General features: G+C 70.9%; 15 protein-coding genes. 8 read left to right on the top strand and 7 right to left on the bottom strand.

Annotated elements, in window-relative coordinates:
* From ACZ6SA_RS32085 to ACZ6SA_RS32075, 3 genes are read right to left on the bottom strand one after another with little or no spacing between them, the layout of a single operon-like run.
* Complete coding sequence (locus tag ACZ6SA_RS32085) at positions 1 to 819, bottom strand: carbohydrate ABC transporter permease (RefSeq protein WP_465832399.1); 819 nt, start codon at positions 817 to 819, stop codon at positions 1 to 3.
* Positions 820 to 839: 20 nt separating this feature from the next.
* Positions 840 to 1,799, bottom strand: a complete 960-nt coding sequence (locus ACZ6SA_RS32080; protein ID WP_347643697.1) for a carbohydrate ABC transporter permease — start codon at positions 1,797 to 1,799, stop codon at positions 840 to 842.
* Positions 1,796 to 3,085 carry an extracellular solute-binding protein gene (locus ACZ6SA_RS32075; RefSeq protein ID WP_465832396.1) on the bottom strand — a complete coding sequence of 430 codons (1,290 nt, stop codon included), beginning with the start codon at positions 3,083 to 3,085 and terminating at the stop codon, positions 1,796 to 1,798. Before ACZ6SA_RS32075 ends, ACZ6SA_RS32080 begins: the two co-directional genes overlap by 4 nt.
* 142 nt (positions 3,086 to 3,227) lie before the next feature.
* Here ACZ6SA_RS32075 and ACZ6SA_RS32070 point away from each other — a divergent pair, with 142 nt between their 5' ends.
* Positions 3,228 to 4,238, top strand: a complete 1,011-nt coding sequence (locus ACZ6SA_RS32070) for a LacI family DNA-binding transcriptional regulator (RefSeq protein ID WP_347643695.1) — start codon at positions 3,228 to 3,230, stop codon at positions 4,236 to 4,238.
* A 10-nt stretch (positions 4,239 to 4,248) separates the two neighbouring features.
* Here the strand turns inward: ACZ6SA_RS32070 and ACZ6SA_RS32065 are convergent, their stop codons facing one another.
* A complete protein-coding gene (locus ACZ6SA_RS32065; protein WP_465832394.1) occupies positions 4,249 to 5,613 on the bottom strand; it encodes a sensor histidine kinase in 1,365 nt (454 codons plus the stop codon).
* 96 nt (positions 5,614 to 5,709) lie between these two features.
* The gene (locus ACZ6SA_RS32060) at positions 5,710 to 6,258 is read right to left on the bottom strand and encodes a CGNR zinc finger domain-containing protein (RefSeq protein WP_443153817.1); all 549 of its coding nucleotides are present in this window, start codon (positions 6,256 to 6,258) and stop codon (positions 5,710 to 5,712) included.
* A gap of 4 nt (positions 6,259 to 6,262) precedes the next feature.
* Between ACZ6SA_RS32060 and ACZ6SA_RS32055 the strand changes: the two genes are divergently transcribed.
* Positions 6,263 to 7,144: an arginase family protein gene (locus ACZ6SA_RS32055; RefSeq protein WP_465832391.1), complete on the top strand. Its 882-nt coding sequence runs from the start codon at positions 6,263 to 6,265 to the stop codon at positions 7,142 to 7,144.
* Here ACZ6SA_RS32055 and ACZ6SA_RS32050 read toward each other — a convergent pair.
* Positions 7,141 to 8,697, bottom strand: a complete 1,557-nt coding sequence (locus ACZ6SA_RS32050; RefSeq protein ID WP_347643691.1) for a DUF4434 domain-containing protein — start codon at positions 8,695 to 8,697, stop codon at positions 7,141 to 7,143. The genes ACZ6SA_RS32055 and ACZ6SA_RS32050 overlap by 4 nt on opposite strands.
* A 109-nt stretch (positions 8,698 to 8,806) precedes the next feature.
* On the opposite strand from ACZ6SA_RS32050, the gene ACZ6SA_RS32045 reads away from it, so the two are divergent.
* Positions 8,807 to 9,586 carry an SDR family NAD(P)-dependent oxidoreductase gene (locus tag ACZ6SA_RS32045; protein WP_465832389.1) on the top strand — a complete coding sequence of 260 codons (780 nt, stop codon included), beginning with the start codon at positions 8,807 to 8,809 and terminating at the stop codon, positions 9,584 to 9,586.
* Positions 9,587 to 9,621: 35 nt separating this feature from the next.
* A complete protein-coding gene (locus tag ACZ6SA_RS32040; RefSeq protein WP_465832387.1) occupies positions 9,622 to 10,425 on the top strand; it encodes a class I SAM-dependent methyltransferase in 804 nt (267 codons plus the stop codon).
* 44 nt (positions 10,426 to 10,469) lie between these two features.
* On the opposite strand, the gene ACZ6SA_RS32035 is transcribed toward ACZ6SA_RS32040, so the two are convergent.
* Entirely contained in the window at positions 10,470 to 11,609 is a 1,140-nt protein-coding gene (locus ACZ6SA_RS32035; RefSeq protein ID WP_347643688.1) for an FAD-dependent oxidoreductase, read from the bottom strand.
* A gap of 99 nt (positions 11,610 to 11,708) precedes the next feature.
* Here ACZ6SA_RS32035 and ACZ6SA_RS32030 point away from each other — a divergent pair, with 99 nt between their 5' ends.
* The 4 genes from ACZ6SA_RS32030 to ACZ6SA_RS32015 all read left to right on the top strand — a co-directional run bounded on the left by ACZ6SA_RS32030 (position 11,709) and on the right by ACZ6SA_RS32015 (position 15,507).
* A complete protein-coding gene (locus ACZ6SA_RS32030; protein WP_465832385.1) occupies positions 11,709 to 12,260 on the top strand; it encodes a TetR/AcrR family transcriptional regulator in 552 nt (183 codons plus the stop codon).
* Positions 12,261 to 12,351: 91 nt separating this feature from the next.
* The gene (locus ACZ6SA_RS32025) at positions 12,352 to 13,470 is read left to right on the top strand and encodes an ABC transporter ATP-binding protein (protein WP_465832383.1); all 1,119 of its coding nucleotides are present in this window, start codon (positions 12,352 to 12,354) and stop codon (positions 13,468 to 13,470) included.
* The gene (locus ACZ6SA_RS32020; RefSeq protein ID WP_465832381.1) at positions 13,463 to 14,557 is read left to right on the top strand and encodes an ABC transporter ATP-binding protein; all 1,095 of its coding nucleotides are present in this window, start codon (positions 13,463 to 13,465) and stop codon (positions 14,555 to 14,557) included. The genes ACZ6SA_RS32025 and ACZ6SA_RS32020 overlap by 8 nt, the downstream gene beginning before the upstream one ends.
* On the top strand, positions 14,554 to 15,507 hold the full coding sequence (locus ACZ6SA_RS32015) for a carbohydrate ABC transporter permease (protein WP_347643684.1): 954 nt from the start codon (positions 14,554 to 14,556) through the stop codon (positions 15,505 to 15,507). Before ACZ6SA_RS32020 ends, ACZ6SA_RS32015 begins: the two co-directional genes overlap by 4 nt.
* Positions 15,508 to 15,511 lie beyond the last annotated feature (4 nt).

Raw genomic sequence — 15,511 nt, 5'->3', positions numbered from 1 at the left:
TCACCCTTTCGTAGCACCAGCGGTGAGACCACCGACAAGGTGGCGTTCTGCGACGGCGTAGAACCCGAGTGCCGGCACCATGGCCAGGACGAGGTAGGCGAGGATGCGGGCGGTGTCCGAGGCGTACTGGCCCTGGAACTGCTGGATGCCGAGCGGCAGCGTCCAGCTCGCCTCTTCGCTGAAGACCACGAGCGGCAGCATGAAGTTGTTCCAGCTGCCCACGATGGCGAGGACGGAGACGGTGGCGATGGCGGGCCTGGCCATCGGCAGCAGGATGCGCCAGAAGAAGCCGAACGGGGAGCAGCCGTCGATGGTGGCCGCCTCTTCGAGCTCGCCGGGGATGCTGCGGAAGAAGCCCCGCAGGATGATGATCGTCAGCGGCAGGCCGAAGGCGGCCTGGGTGAGGATCACGCCCATCGGGTCGTCCAGCAGCCCGAGCGTGCGCAGCAGCACGAAGATCGGCAGGATGGCCACCGCGAACGGGAACATCAGCCCGGCCGTGAAGAGCGTGAAGTACAGCTCCCTGCCGCGGAAGGCGAACCTCGCGAAGACGAACGCCGCCAGCGCCGACAGCGCGACCGTCACCACGGTCGTGGCGACGGCGATGAACGTGCTGTTCCACATCTGCAACCAGAACGAGCCGGAGGCCAGCACCTCGGTGTAGTTGCCGGTCGCCCAGGTCCTGGGCAGGCCGAAGGGGTTCGAGGACAGCTCGCTGTTCTGCTTGAACCCTCCGAGCAGCGCGTAGACGACCGGGATCAGGATGAAGGCGCCGACGATCCACGCGATCAGGTGCAGCGGCAGGGTGGTGCGACGCACACGGGTCGCCTTGCCGTGGTTCATCGGCGGCCTCCCATGGAGGTGGACGCGCCCTCGAGGTCACGGCGCATCACGAAACGCTGGTAGACGAGAGCGAAGACGAGGCTGAGCACGAACATCACGACGCTGATCGCGCTGGCGTAGCCGACCTGGGTGCGTTTGAAGCCCCACTCCATCATCGTGACGGCCATCGTCTCGGAGGAGTGCGACGGCCCGCCCCCGGTGAGGATCCAGACGAGGTCGAACAGCTGGATCGTGTAGATGACGGACAGGAAGATGCTGATCCGGATGGTCGGGCCGAGCAGCGGCAGCGTGACGTGCCTGAACGTCTTCCAGCCCGTGGCGCCGTCGATCTGCGCCGCCTCGATGAGCTCGTTGGGGATGTTCTGCCGTCCCGCCAGATAGATCATCATGTGGAAGCCGAAGTATTTCCACGTCATGACCAGGAAGAGCGACGGCATCACCGTGTCGGGGTCGGCCAGCCACTCCGACTCGACCCCGAACACCGACAGCAGCTGGTTGGCCATGCCCGCGTCCGGCGCCAGGATCAGCGAGAACAGCACGCCGGTGATCACCTCGGAGAGCACGTACGGCGCGAAGAACACGACCCGGTAGAGCGCCCGCCCGCGGATGCGCTGGTTCAGCAGCATCGCGAGGGCCAGCGAGAACGGCAGTTGCACGCAGATCGAGAACACGACCAGCACCAGCAGGTGCCACAGGTCCTGCGCGAAGATCTCGCTGCCGAACAGCCGGGTGAAGTTGTCGAAGCCGATGAAGTCGGTCGGCAGCCCGCCGAAGCCGTTCCACTTGAAGGCGCTGGAGTAGACGGCCACCAGCATGGGGGCCACGACGAGGAGGAGGAACAGGACGAGCGCCGGCAGCAGGAACAGGGTGATGGTCACCCAGCGTCCGCGCCGCCTGGCGGCGGGGGCGGGGGCCGGAAGCTTGACCGCCTCCGGCCCTCTGGTGAGTGTCGTCATTCTTCGCTCTTGGCCACTTCCGTGATGTCCTGGGAGACCTCTTCCGGCGTTTTCGTGCCGCCGATGAGCTCGGCCACGCTGTCGTTGACCTGCTGGCCGACGGCCGGCGGGTAGGCCTGGTCGAGGTAGAGCTGGTAGCCGGTGGTCTCGGCGAGCAGGGCCGCCACCTGCTTGAGGTTGGCGTCCTTGACCGCGCTCTCCTCGCCCTTGAGCACGGGCAGCACGCCGCCCGCCTCGACGGCCTTGGAGTGGTTCTCCATCTCCGTCATGTACTTGACGAAGTCGACGGCCTCCTTGGGCGCGTCGGCGCCCACGGCCAGGCCTCCGCCGCCGCCGAAGGCGTCGCCGATCGAGCCCTTGCCGCCTTCGACCGCGGGGAAGGGGAAGAAGCCGAGGTCGTCGCCGAGGCCCTCGCCCGCGTCCTCCTGCGTGACCGGCGCCCACTGGCCCATCAGCTCCATGGCCGCCTTGCCGTTGCCCATCGTGGCCGCCTGGCCGTCAGGGGTGCCGTACCCGGCGCCCAGGAAGCCCTTCTGGAACGGCTGCAGGTCGGCCAGCGCCTTGACCTGCTGTCCCGCGGCCACGAAGTCCGGTTTGGTGAAGTCGTGGTCGGTGGCGGCCTGCTTGAGCGCGTCGAGGCCGGCGATGCGCATGGCGAGGTAGGCCCAGTAGTAGTGGCCAGGCCACTTCTCCTTGCCGGCCAGGGCGATCGGGGTGATGCCCGCGGCCTTGAGCTTCTTGACGTCTTCGAGGAACGCCGACCAGGTGGCGGGGGGTTCGCTGATGCCCGCCTTCTCGAAAAGTTTCTTGTTGTACCAGAAACCCACCAGCCCGATGTCGGTCGGCAGCCCGTACGTCTTGCCGTCGAACTGGTACGCGCTCAGCGCGGCGGGCGTGAAGTTCGGCAGGACGTCGGCGACGTCGCCGGAGAGGTCCTTGACCAGTCCCGCGTCGATCTGCTGCTGGAGCACCCCGCCGCCCCACGTCGCGAAGACGTCGGGCGCCTTGCCCGACTGCGTCACCGTGGTGAGCTTGGCCTTGTAGGCGTCGTTCTCCAGGACGGTGGCCTTGATGGTGACGTTCGGGTTCTTGGCCATGAACTCCTTGGCGCGCTGCGCCCAGAGCGTCTTGAGCGGGTCGGCGGTCGACAGGTGCCACCACTCGATCGTGACCTTGCCGGGCGAGCCGCCCTCGCCCTGGGGTGACGCGGACTCTCCGCCGCCGCAGCCGGTCACGAGCCCGGCGATCAGCACGGGGGCCGCGATCAGCACCACACTGCGTCGCATAGGGGTCCCTTCCTCAGGAATCGAAAATTTCGCCAAACCCCCGATACTTTCTACGCTCGGAGCGTAAGTAAACACCGGGTAAAGCGTCAACACCTGGGGGCCGGGCGATGGCAAACCGAAACTTTCGGATACACTCCCGAACGTGTCAGCGAAGAGGCGGGTGACGATCGCACTGATCGCGGAGGAGGCCGGAGTCTCCATCCCGACGGTCTCGAAGGTCATCAACGGACGTCCAGAAGTCGCTCCCGCGACCCGCCACCGGGTCGAGCGGCTGTTGCAGGAACACGGCTACCAACGGCGCATCAGCCAGGACGACACCCCGGCCGGCCTGGTCGACCTGGTGTTCGCCGAGATCGAGTCGCCGTGGGCCATGGAGATCGTGCGGGGCGCGGAAGGCGCTGCCCACGAGGCGGGGGCCAGCGTGGTCATCTCCGTCCTGCACACGCACGCCGGCCCGGGACGCGACTGGCTCGAACGCCTGGCCGCGCGCAGGACCGACGGCGTGGTGATCGTCGCCTCGCAGCTGTCGACCGGCATCCAGGCCCAGCTCAGCGCCCGTTCGCTGCCGTTCGCGGTGGTCGACCCCGAGGGCGAGCCCGCCCCCGGCGTGGTCTCGGTGGGCGCCACCAACTGGAACGGCGGCCTGTCCGCGACCCGCCACCTGCTGGAGCTGGGCCACCGCAGGATCGGCATGATCAGCGGCCTGTCCGACATGCTCTGCAGCCAGGCCAGGATCGACGGCTATCGCGCCGCGCTGGAGACGGCCGGGCTGCCCGTGGCGCCCGAGCTGATCAGGCGCGGCACGTTCCTGGTCGACTCCGGCTTCGACCAGGCCCACGCCCTGCTCGACCTCGACGACCCGCCCACGGCCATCTTCGCGCACAGCGACCTGATGGCGTTCGGCGTCTTCGAGGCGGCCAGGCAGCGCGGGCTGCGCGTCCCCGAGGACCTGAGCGTGGTGGGCTTCGACGACCTGCCACTGGCCAAGTCGGCCTGGCCGCCGCTGACGACGGTACGCCAACCGCTGCAGGAGATGGCGGCCCTGGCCACCCGTACGGTGCTGGCCATGGGCCACGGTGACGTGCCGGAGACGAAACGGGTGGAGCTGGCCACGGAGCTGATCGTCCGGGAGAGCACGGCCGCGTACGGGTGAACCCCGGGGGTCACCCGTCCCTGAGCGGCATCCTGAAGACGAACCGGGCGCCGCGTTCGGAGTCCTCGACGGTCAGCGTGCCGCCGTGGGCCGTGGCGATCTCGCGGGCGATGGGCAGGCCGAGCCCGCTGCCCCCGGCGTCGCGGTTGCGCGCGGCGTCCAGCCGGGCGAACCGTTCGAAGATGACCTCGCGCTGCTCGGGCGCGATGCCCTCGCCGTCGTCGAGGACCTCCAGCACGGCCTGCCCGTCCTCCTCCCGCACCGTCACGGTGATCTGGCTCTCGGCGTGCCGGTCGGCGTTGTCGATGAGGTTCGTCAGCAGGCGGGCCAGCTGCAGCCGGTCACCCGTGACGACCACGTCCCCCCGCACGTCGGTGACGACCCGCTTCGAACGCCGCCGCGCGGCCTCGGCGGCGACCGACTCGGCCAGGTCCACGGGCTCACGGCGGCTCGGGGCGCCCGCGTCCAGCCTGGTCAGCACGAGCAGGTCGGAGACGATCCCCTGCAACCGGTCCAGGCTGGCGAGCACCTCGTCGCTCGTCTCCATCCAGTCGGTCTCCTCGGGGTAGAGCCGGGCCTCCTCAATCTGGGCGCGCATGGCGGTGATCGGGCTGCGCAGGTCGTGCGAGGCGTCGGCGGCGAACCTGCGCTGCCGTTCCATCGCGAGCTCCTTCTCCCGCATCGCCGTCTCCAGCCGCTCCAGGGTCCGGTTGGCGGTCTCGGCCAGGGCCGCGATCTCGTCGTCGCTCCGCGGCACGGGCACGCGCATCCCGCCGCCGAACGCGGTGAGCTCGGCCAGCCGCTTCGTGATGGCGCTGACGGGGGCGAGCGTCCTGGTCGTCGCGCGCCACACCACGAACCAGGTCAGCGCGACCAGCGCCGCCGCGAGAGCGACCTGCGAGAGGATCACCTGGGGTCCGACGTACCAGGGCATCGCCGGCTCGAAGGCGTAGATGATCCACTCACCGTCCGGCTGGTACGCGGTCACGGCGACCACGAGTTTGCACTCGCCGGGGAATCCGCTCAGCCCGCAGAGCTCGGCGACGGCGTTGGCCTGGCCGTCACGGGGGATCGCCGTCGTCTGCCTGGGCAGCCCGACCAGGTTGAGCGTCGAGGTGACCGGGCGCCCCGACGGGTCGATGACCTGGACGCCGTCGAGCCCGGCGTTCTCCAGAACCTGGGGCAGGCGGTCCTCCTTGATTTTGAGCAGCACGGACACGGCCCTGCCCGACATCTCCTGCGCCTGGATGTCGGCGAGCTCGTCGCGGATGCCGTGCAGCACGAACGCGCTGACGACGATGATCAGCAGCAGCATCGCGCTGCCGGCGAACATCGCCAGCCGCACCCGCAACGACCGGCCCAGCCATGCCCTCACGCGCCTTCCCCCGGCCATCAGAACATCACAGGCCTGACCTTGACCGCCAATCCAGGGAGATTCCTCGACAAAAGCGCACCTGCCGGGGCGCCCGGCTCAGCGGCGGCGGGCTCGCGAGGCGGTGGCGTGGGCGCGGTTGGCGCACCGGGTCGAGCAGAACTGCCGGCGGCCCGGGCGGCTGCGGTCGACGAAGGCGTCCTGGCAGGGCTGGGCGGCGCACAGTCGCAGGCGCTCCCAGCCGCCCGAGGCGGCGAGGTCGAGCAGCTCCGCCACCGCGCGGACGGCCAGCCGCTCCGCCATGGAAGCGCCGCCGGGCGCGGTGAGCCGGGCGCGCGGTGTGCCGCCGGAGTCGGCGACCGTCACCCGGACCGGCAGCTCACCCGCCCACCGTGCCAGGGCGGGCGTGCGCTCGGGCGGGTCGCATGCCAGCACGGCGCGCAGGCGGGCGCGCACCGATCTCACCGCGTCGAGGTCTGCCCCGGCCTCGTCATGCTCGCCCAGCTCAGCGCAGAAGCGACGCAGCGCCGCCACGTCCGGCAGCCGCTCGGGATCGTCCAGATAGGTGTCCCAGGTGTTGGCCAGGTCGATCGCCACCACACCCGTCTCGGCGAACTGGCGCATCCGCGTCCCCCTTGCTACCGTCACGACTATGACCATAGTAGCTCCTGACAGAAGATCGACAATCCTCGACGCCCCCTCCAACCTCGGCCTGCGCCCACCCGCGGCCGGCGCCGTCCCCGGCTGTTACAAGGCCCCTTGGGCCCTGCGTGACGCCGGGCTGGTCGAACGGATCGGCGCCATCGACGCGGGCGCCCTCGTCCCGCCCCGCTACGTCGCCACGTGGCGGCCGGGCGACGGCGTGCGCAACGGCCCCGCCATCGCCGCCTACACCCTCGGGCTCGCCGGCCGCGTGAGCGCGATCAGGGCGTCGGGCGGGTTCCCCATCCTGCTCGGCGGTGACTGCTCGATCCTGCTCGGCCCTGCCCTGGCCCTGCGCAGGAGCGGCCGGTACGGGCTGGCGTACCTCGACGCGCACGCCGACTTCCGGCACCTCGGCAACTCCCCGCACGTCGGCTCGGCGGCCGGGGAGGACCTGGCCCTGGCGACCGGCCGCGGCGACGGCTACCTGACGGACATCGACGGGCTGAGCCCCTACGTCAGGGACGAGGACGTGATCGTGCTCGGCGTCCGCGACGAGGAGGATCTGCGGGACATCGAAGGCAGCGGCATCGCATACGTCCCCGGCGCCGACATCTCCCTGGACGCCGCCGGGAAGGTCCTCGTCCGCGACGAGCTCGACGGTTTCTGGATCCACCTCGACGTGGACGTGCTCGACCCGTCGATCCTGCCCGCCGTCGACTCGCCCACCCCCGGAGGGCTCGACGCCGGCCGGCTCACCGAACTGCTGCGCGGCCTGCTCGCGCTGCCGGGCGCGGCCGGTCTGGAGGTCACGATCCTCGACCCCGACCTGGACGAGGACGGCGGCCAGGCGGCGCTGCTCGCCGACATCCTCGTCGCGGCGCTGGCCTAGCCGATCACGTATGGGCTCGTGCTGGTGTGGCCGGCGCCGTTCGTGGCCGTGACGGAGGTCCACGAACCCTGGGGAACGTACGGGGCCCACGCCGACTCCAGCCGGCCGCCGGAGTGCCACTCCTGCCGGACCACCGTGCCCTCCGGGCCGAAGCGCAGGGAGCCGCCCCGCAGGTTGTGGCCCTGGACCAGGATGCCTGCCCGCCCGTTCCTGTCCTGCCGCACGGCGTGGACGATGACGGGCTGCCGCCAGCCCTTCGCGATGTCGTCGGCCAGCGAGGGCGTGTCGTAGCGGGCCTGGCAGGTGAAGAACGGATCCCACCCGTACGAGATGATCTTCGTGGCGTGCGGGCCCGAGGCCATGATCTGCTGGTCGAGCCGGCTCTTCGTGGTCCGCCCGCGCAGCGGCAGCGGATCGACCCGCCCGCACTCGCCGGCGGCCGGGGTGGGCTCGAAGCCTTCGACGTTCACCCACAGCTCCACCCCGTCGGGCACCTCGCCGGCGGCCGCCTCGACGTAGTCGCGCGTGGCGCCGTGGTAGGCCTGGGCGTTGCTGACCTCGCCCACCACGGGCACCAGCCGCGGCACGACCGTGGCGCCCGCCTCGTGCGGGCCGTGGACCGGCACCTTGCCCGTGCCGCGCCCGTCCTGGACGGCGATGGCCATGGGCGCGCCGGCCCGCGTCGCCGCGATGTCCTCCACGCCGTCGCCCGCCTGCTCGGGCGGGAACCCGCGCCCGCGGCGGGCGTCGATGTACGGGCTGACCAGGATCGGCTTGCCCGGCAGGGCGCCGGCGACGACGGCGTGCTGGGCCGTGTAGAGCTCGATGATCGGGTCCTTCGGCGCGCGGTCCCGCATGGCCAGCTCGAACGACTGGTAGACCCCGCCGAAGGCGCCGGACGCCCCGAAGCGCGCCCGGTAGTCGGCGAGCACCCGAGCGGTGAAGGCGTTCAGCGCGCCGGTGTGGTCGTGGTCGGGCTCCCACGGCTTGTCCTCCCGCTGCGCGGCCGCCGGCAGCCCGGGGAAGACCTTCATGCCGTACGCCGCCGCCTCGGCCATCAGGTTGCCCAGCCCGTCGCCGTCCGTGGCGACGAGCACGAGGTCGTGCACGGGTTCGCGGCAGTCATCGGCCAGCGACAGCCGGTAGAAGACACGGCCCTCGCTCTCGATCCGCCGTTCGAGCCCGGGGCAGCGCAGCATGCCCTTCCCGAACTCCTCGCTGGTCGTGTACGTGTAGACCTGCCGGATCCGCTTGCCCGGCACCTGCGCGCACGGGCGGCCGTCGACGCGGCAGGCGGCGAACCCGGGGTCCTCGCGGGCGTTGAAGCGCGGGCCGAACGTGATGAGAGTGTCGCCGCCGATGGTGTGGATCGCCTCCACCATGCGCTGGGTGACGCAGCGGTCGGCCCGCGGCATGACCCAGTAGCCGGTGATCGCGTAGGGGGCGGTGACCCGGGTGTCGCGCGGCGGGCACCCTTCGGGCTCGGAGGCTCCGGGCACGAACGCGCCCACGACGAGAGCCACCGCGACGATCGACCAGAGGATCCGGTGCACCCACGCCCCTTCCACGCCTGCCCCCACAGCCTACGCACCGGCGCCGGAGCCGGTGCGTGCCCGCGGAAGACCGATCGCCGAGAATGGCAGCAAGGGGGGGTGCGGAGTCGTGCACATCGATCTCACCGGGAAGACCGCGCTGGTCACCGGGTCGACGCAGGGAATCGGGGCGGCCATCGCCGCCGTGCTGGCGCGGGCGGGCGCCCGGGTCGGGATCAACGGCCGGGGCGAGGGCTCGGTCGCCAAGGTCGTCAAGCGGATGGAGGGCGACCTGGTCGCGGCGCCGGGCGACGTGTCCAAGGACGACGGGTGCGAGCGGGTGCTGAGCGTGCTGCCGCAGGTCGACATCCTGGTCAACAACCTGGGCATCTTCGGCGCGCAGCCGGCGCTGGAGATCAGCGACGACGAGTGGCGGCGCTATTTCGAGGTCAACGTGCTGGCCGCGGTCCGGCTCACCCGCGCCTACCTGCCGGGCATGATGGAGCGGGGCTGGGGCCGGGTCCAGTACATCGCCAGCGACTCCGCCGTCGCGATCCCCGCCGAGATGATCCACTACGGCATGAGCAAGACGGCGCTGCTGGCCGTGTCCAGGGGGTTCGCCAAGGAGGCGGCGGGCAGCGGGGTCACCGTCAACTCCGTGATCGCGGGGCCGACGCACACCGAGGGCGTGGAGGACTTCGTCTACCAGCTGGTGAGCAGGGAGCTGCCGTGGGACGAGGCGCAACGGGTGTTCATGCTGCGGCACCGGCCGCAGTCGCTGCTGCAGCGCCTGATCGAGCCCGAGGAGATCGCCAACATGGTGGCCTATCTCAGCTCGCCGCTCGCCTCGGCCACGACGGGCGCGGCGGTGCGGGTGGACGGCGGCTACGTGGACTCCATCCTCCCTTAGGCGGTGGACGGGCCGGGCGTGCCAGGATCGCCCGTATGGCTTTCGCTTCCAGAAGTTCCGCCGGGCCGTCGGACATCCCGGCTCCCACGCAGCCGTCGTGGATCCGTCCTGTCTCCGAGGGCGCGGAGCGGGCGGCGCCCAACGACTACGACAGCTTCGCCGAGGCGTACTCGGCCGAGAACGAGACCAGCCTGCTCAACGCCTACTACGAGCGGCCCGCGATGCTCGACCTCGCCGGTGACGTCGCCGGCCGGCGGATCCTCGACGCCGGTTGCGGCTCCGGCCCGCTGTCCGCGGCGCTGCGCGACCGGGGCGCCGTCGTGACGGGCTTCGACTCCAGCGCCAAGATGCTGGAGCTGGCCCGCCGGCGGCTCGGCGACGATGCGGACCTGCACCTGGCCGACCTGGGCGAGCCGCTGCCGTTCCCCGACGCCGCGTTCGACGATGTGGTCGCGTCCCTCGTCCTGCACTACCTGGAGGACTGGACGGCGCCGCTGGCCGAGTTGCGGCGGGTGCTGGCGCCCGGCGGCCGGCTGATCGTGTCCGTCAATCACCCGTTCGTCGACTTCCTGGAGGCGGCCCGTTCCGGCGGCGGCTATTTCGGGATCCGCGAGGCTCGTGAGGAATGGACCCTCGGCGGGCACACCGCGTTGATGCGCTTCTATGGCCGGCCGCTGCACGCGATGACCGACGCCTTCACCGCGGCGGGCTTCCGGATCGCGGTCATGAGCGAGCCACCCCCCGCGCCGGGCGCCCGCGAGCTCTTCCCCGACGTCTTCGCGGACAAGCCCTCGGACTCCTTCGTGTGTTTCCTGTTCTTCGTCCTTGAGTCCGCCTGATGCCGTGAAAGGCCACGTCCTCGCCGTGCGGCGGAGGCCGGCGGTCAGCGCCGGTCCAGGCCGGACAGCTGCCAGGCCAGCCGGCGCCGCACGGCGGGCAGCCGGCCCGCCAGCCGCAGCACGAGGTTGCGCAGCGGCCGCCTGGCCGCGCTCATGGTGGCCAGCCTCGTCAGGCGGCTCGCCAGCCCCACCACCTTCTCGGCGACGGGGCGGCGGGCCGCGGCGTAGCCGTCGAGCAGGTCGGGCGAGCCGCCTCCGAGCACTTCCGACAGCGTCTCGCCCAGCATGACGGCGTCCTCGATGCCGAGGTTCATGCCCTGCCCGCCTGCGGGCGAGTGCACGTGCGCGGCGTCGCCGGCCAGCAGCACCCGCCCCTTCCTGTACGTCTGCGCGATGCGGTGGTGGACGCGGAAGCGCGATCCCCACACCACCTCCTCCACCACGGCGGGCACGGCCTCGGGCCCGCGCGTGGCGAGCAGCCGCTGCACGAACTCCACGCCGGGCTCGTGCGGCGCCTCGTCCACGGTGGCCACGATCCGGTGCAGCCCGTCGGGCAGCGGCGCGACCACCACGAGGCCTTCGGGCGAGAAGTACAGGATGACGTCGTCGGGCGGCACGCCGCCGCTCAGCCGCACGTCGGCGAGGGTGAATGACTCGGCGTAGGTGCCGCCGCCGAAGGCGATGCCCGACTGCTCGCGTACGAGGCTGTTCATGCCGTCGGCGCCCACCAGGTAGGCGGCCCGCACCGAGCGCCCGTCGTCGAGCGCGGCGGTGACACCGCCGGCGTCCTGCGCGAACGAGGTCACCCGCACGGGCCGCAGCACCTCGCCGCCCAGCTCCTTCAGCCGGGCCAGCAGGTACGCCTCCGTGTCCGCCTGGGAGATCATCAGCGTGTACGGGTAAGGCGTGGGCAGCCCGTCGAAGGGCACCGGCACCAGCAGCCGGTCGCGGTCGCGGATGGTGAAGCGGGGCGTGCGCACCCCGCGCTCGACGAGCGCCGGCGTGACACCGTACGGCTCCAGCAGCTCCAGCGTGCGGGAGTGCACGACGGCGGCCCTGGAGGTGTTGGCGCCTTCGGCCTGCCCGTCGACGACCACCACGTCGTGGCCGAGCCGGGTCAGGACGACGGCGGTGGCCAGCCCCACCGGGCCGGCGCCGACGACGAGCACCTCTGTGTCGATCATTTCTCCTCCTCAGGAGAGCCAACGTTCGTAGGCCAACACATGTTGACATTAAGGAGGACCGCCGCGCTTGTCAACAGTTGTTGGCCTACAGTTGTTGGCATGAGGAGATCATCCAGCGAGACGAAGGCGATCATCCTGGCCGCGGCCCGCGAGCGGTTCGCCGCCGACGGCTACGAGCGGGCCACGATCAGGGCCATCGCCGCCGACGCGGGCGTCGACCCGGGCCAGGTCATGCGCTGCTTCGGCAGCAAGGACCGGTTGTTCGCGGCGGCGTGCGCCGTCCACCTGAACCTGCCCGACCTGCTCGGCACGCCGTCCGGCGAGGTCGCCACCGCGCTCGTACGCCACTTCCTGGAGCTCTGGGAGTCCGACGAGACCCTGCAGATCCTGCTGCGCACGGGCGTCACGAACGCGGCGGCCGCCGAGCGCATGCGCACCGTCTTCGTCGCACAACTCGTTCCCGTCGCGGCCGCTCTGACCGGCGACCCGGGGGGCGCTCCGGTCCGGGCAGGACTCGTCTCCGCGCAGATACTTGGAATGGCCCTATGTCGTTATGTTCTGGCCATCCCTCCCATGGTCGCGCTGACCAGGGAAGAAGTCGTCGAGGCGATAGGCCCGGCCGTTCACCGCTATCTCGGACTCGAATCGTGACGCACAACAGCCCCACCATTAACTGTGTTAGCAACTGCCCTCTTTGCACACACAACCGGATCATGTTAGATGGAGAGCAAAGGAACTGATCATGCGCCGGCAGAGAGGACCGGGCACCGTGACGCTGATACTCGATGGCGTCTTCGTGCGGCGGCGCGGGGAGACCTGGCTCGACGACATTCACCTGGAATTACCGAATGGAATGACCACCCTCGTCGGCCCCATGACTGCGGGAAAGACGACACTAATGCGCGTCGCAGCCGGTTTGCTGCCGCCCGACTCCGGCCGGGTGGTGGTCGGCGGAAAGGACGCGACCGGCATTTCCGTGCGCAAACGCTCGGTCGCCTTCGTCTATCAGCAATTCATCAACTACCCGTCCCTGACCGTCTACGAGAACATCGCCTCGCCGCTCCGCCTCGACCCGAAGTTCCGCCGCGACGGGATCGACCGGCGGGTCCGCGAGGTGGCCGAGCTCATGGGCATCGCGGGGCTGCTCGACCGCCGGCCCTCCGAACTGTCGGGCGGCCAGCAGCAGCGCACCGCCATCGCCCGCGCCCTGGCCCGCCCCGTCGACGTGCTGCTGCTCGACGAGCCCCTGGCCAACCTGGACTTCAAGCTGCGCGAACAACTCCGCGCAGACCTGAAGACCATGTTCGCGGACTCCCCCGGCGTCGTCCTCTACGCCACCGCCGACCCGAACGAGGCGCTCACGTTCGCCGCGCCGACCGTGGTCCTGGGCGAGGGCAAAGTCCGGCACACCGGCGAGGTGGCCGAGATGTACGCCCACCCGCCCACGCTAGACGTGGCGGCCACGCTCAGCGACCCGCCGCTCAACCTGCTGCCCGGCGTCGTACGCGACGGCCGCATCGAATGCCTCGGCACGTCGTTCCCCGCGCCCCGCGCCCACGCCGACGGCCACCGGGTCATGCTCGGCGTGCGCCCCCACCAGGTCAGCCTCACCTCCAACGGCGAAGCCGCGCTCGAACTGCCGGCCGAGATCCGGCTCGCCGAGGTCACCGGCAGCGCGACGTTCCTGCACCTGCTGCTCCGAGGCGGCCTCCACCTGGTCGCCCACCTGGAGGGCACCCAGCTCTTCACGCCGGGCGAGTCCACGGTCGCCTACGTGGACCCGGCGCACGTCTTCGTCTTCGACGAGTCCGGGGGGCGCCTGCTCGCCACCAGCGCCGCGGAGGTCGACCTGCATGGCTGACATCCGCCTCGAAGGCGTGGGACACAGCTACGACGGCGGCCGCACGTGGGCGCTCAAGCCGATGACCTGGACGTGGCAGAGCTCCCGGGCGTACGCGCTGCTGGGGCCGAGCGGCTGCGGCAAGACCACGCTGCTGAACATCATCTCCGGCCTGATCACGCCCACGGCGGGGCGGATCTGGTTCGGCGACCGCGAGGTCACCGGCGTGCCGACGGCGGGCCGCAACATCGCGCAGGTCTTCCAGTTCCCGGTCCTGTACGAGGAGATGTCGGTCTACGACAACCTCGCCTTCCCCCTCCGCAACCGGAAATTTCCCAAGAAAGAGGTGGACCAGCGCGTCCGCCAGGTCTCCCAGCTCCTCGGCCTCGACCAGGTCCTGCGCCGCAGGTCGCGCCGGCTCGACCCGGGCCGCCAGCAGATCGTCAGCCTGGGCCGCGGCCTGGTGCGCCCACAGGTGGCGGCGGTCCTGCTGGACGAGCCGCTGACCGTGGTCGACCCGGCGCTCAAGTGGACGTTGCGCAGCAAGCTCAAGGAGATCCACCGCGACACCGGCCACACGCTGATCTACGTCACGCACGACCAGACGGAGGCGCTGACCTTCGCTGACGAGGTCGTGGTGCTCAACGACGGGGCGATCGTCCAGGCCGGCCCGCCGGCCGAGCTGTTCCTGTCGCCGGCGCACGAGTTCGTGGGGCACTTCATCGGCTCGCCCGGCATGAACATGGTGCCCGCCGAGATCGACGGCGGCGTCGTACGCGTCGGCGCCACCGACGTGGGCGCCGCGCCCGACGGGCTGCCGCCGGGACCGGTCAGGATCGGGGTGCGGCCCGAGTTCGTCAGGATCGCCGGGCCTGACGCCGCACCCGGCGCGTCCGCCACGGTCACCGGGACCGACCGCATGGGCGCGTACGACCTCGTGCACACCCGGGTCGGCGAGCACCCGGTGATCGCCAAGACCCAGGCGGGCTCCGCCTGCGAGCCGGGCGCGGCCGTGTTCCTCCACTTCCCCGCGGAGCGGACGTTCCTGTTCCGCGACGAGGTCAGGTGCGGCTCCCTCGCGCCGCTGAACGGAAGGGGGCCGGCATGACCGACCAGACCACCGTCGCGCCGAACCCGGCCGGCCCCGCCGAACCCGCGCCCCCTCCGGCCGAGGAGGCGAGGGACGCCCGGGTGGACCCGAGGCCCAAGAACAACCGCGCGTGGTGGCTGGTCCTGCCGGTGGTCGTGTCCGTGGCGTTCACGGCGGTGATCCCGCTGATGACCGTGGTCAACTATTCCGTCCAGGACGTCTTCAGCCCGAGCGAGCGCATCTTCGTCGGCCTGGAGTGGTTCCGCGAGATCGCCCGCGACCCGGAGGTGCGCGGCGCGTTCGTGCGCACGCTGCTGTTCTCGGCGCAGGTGCTGCTCATCGAGATCCCGCTCGGGGTGGCCATCGCCGTGGCGATGCCGCGCCGCGGCGTGTCGGTGTCGGTGGCGCTCGTGCTGGTCGCGCTGCCCCTGCTCATCCCGTGGAACGTGGTGGGCACGATCTGGCAGATCTTCGCCCGCGGCGACATCGGGCTGGGCGGCTGGGCGATCAACAACGTGCTCGGCGTCAACTTCAACTACACGCTCGACTCCACCGACGCCTGGCTCACCGTGCTGGTCATGGACGTGTGGCACTGGACGCCGCTGGTGGCGCTGCTGGCGTACGCGGGGCTGCGCTCGATCCCCCAGCCGTATTTCCAGGCCGCGCAGATCGACGGGGCCTCGGCGTGGGCGACCTTCCGGCACATCCAGCTGCCCAGGCTGCGCGGGGTGCTGACGATCGCGATCCTGCTCAGGTTCATGGACAGCTTCATGATCTACACCGAGCCGTTCGTGGTGACGGGCGGCGGCCCGGGAAACGCGACGTCGTTCCTGAGCATCCTGCTGTCGAAGATCGCGGTCGGCCAGTTCGATCTGGGCCCGGCGGGCGCGTTCTCGCTGCTCTACTTCCTGTTCGTGCAGATCCTCTGTTACGTCTTCTTCACCGTGCTGACCAGGTCGGGAAGGTGAACCG

Source organism: Nonomuraea sp. NPDC049378 (genome assembly GCF_055586745.1).
The sequence above is the reverse complement of the archived record's forward strand: the minus strand, read 5'-3'. Positions and strand labels throughout refer to the sequence as shown.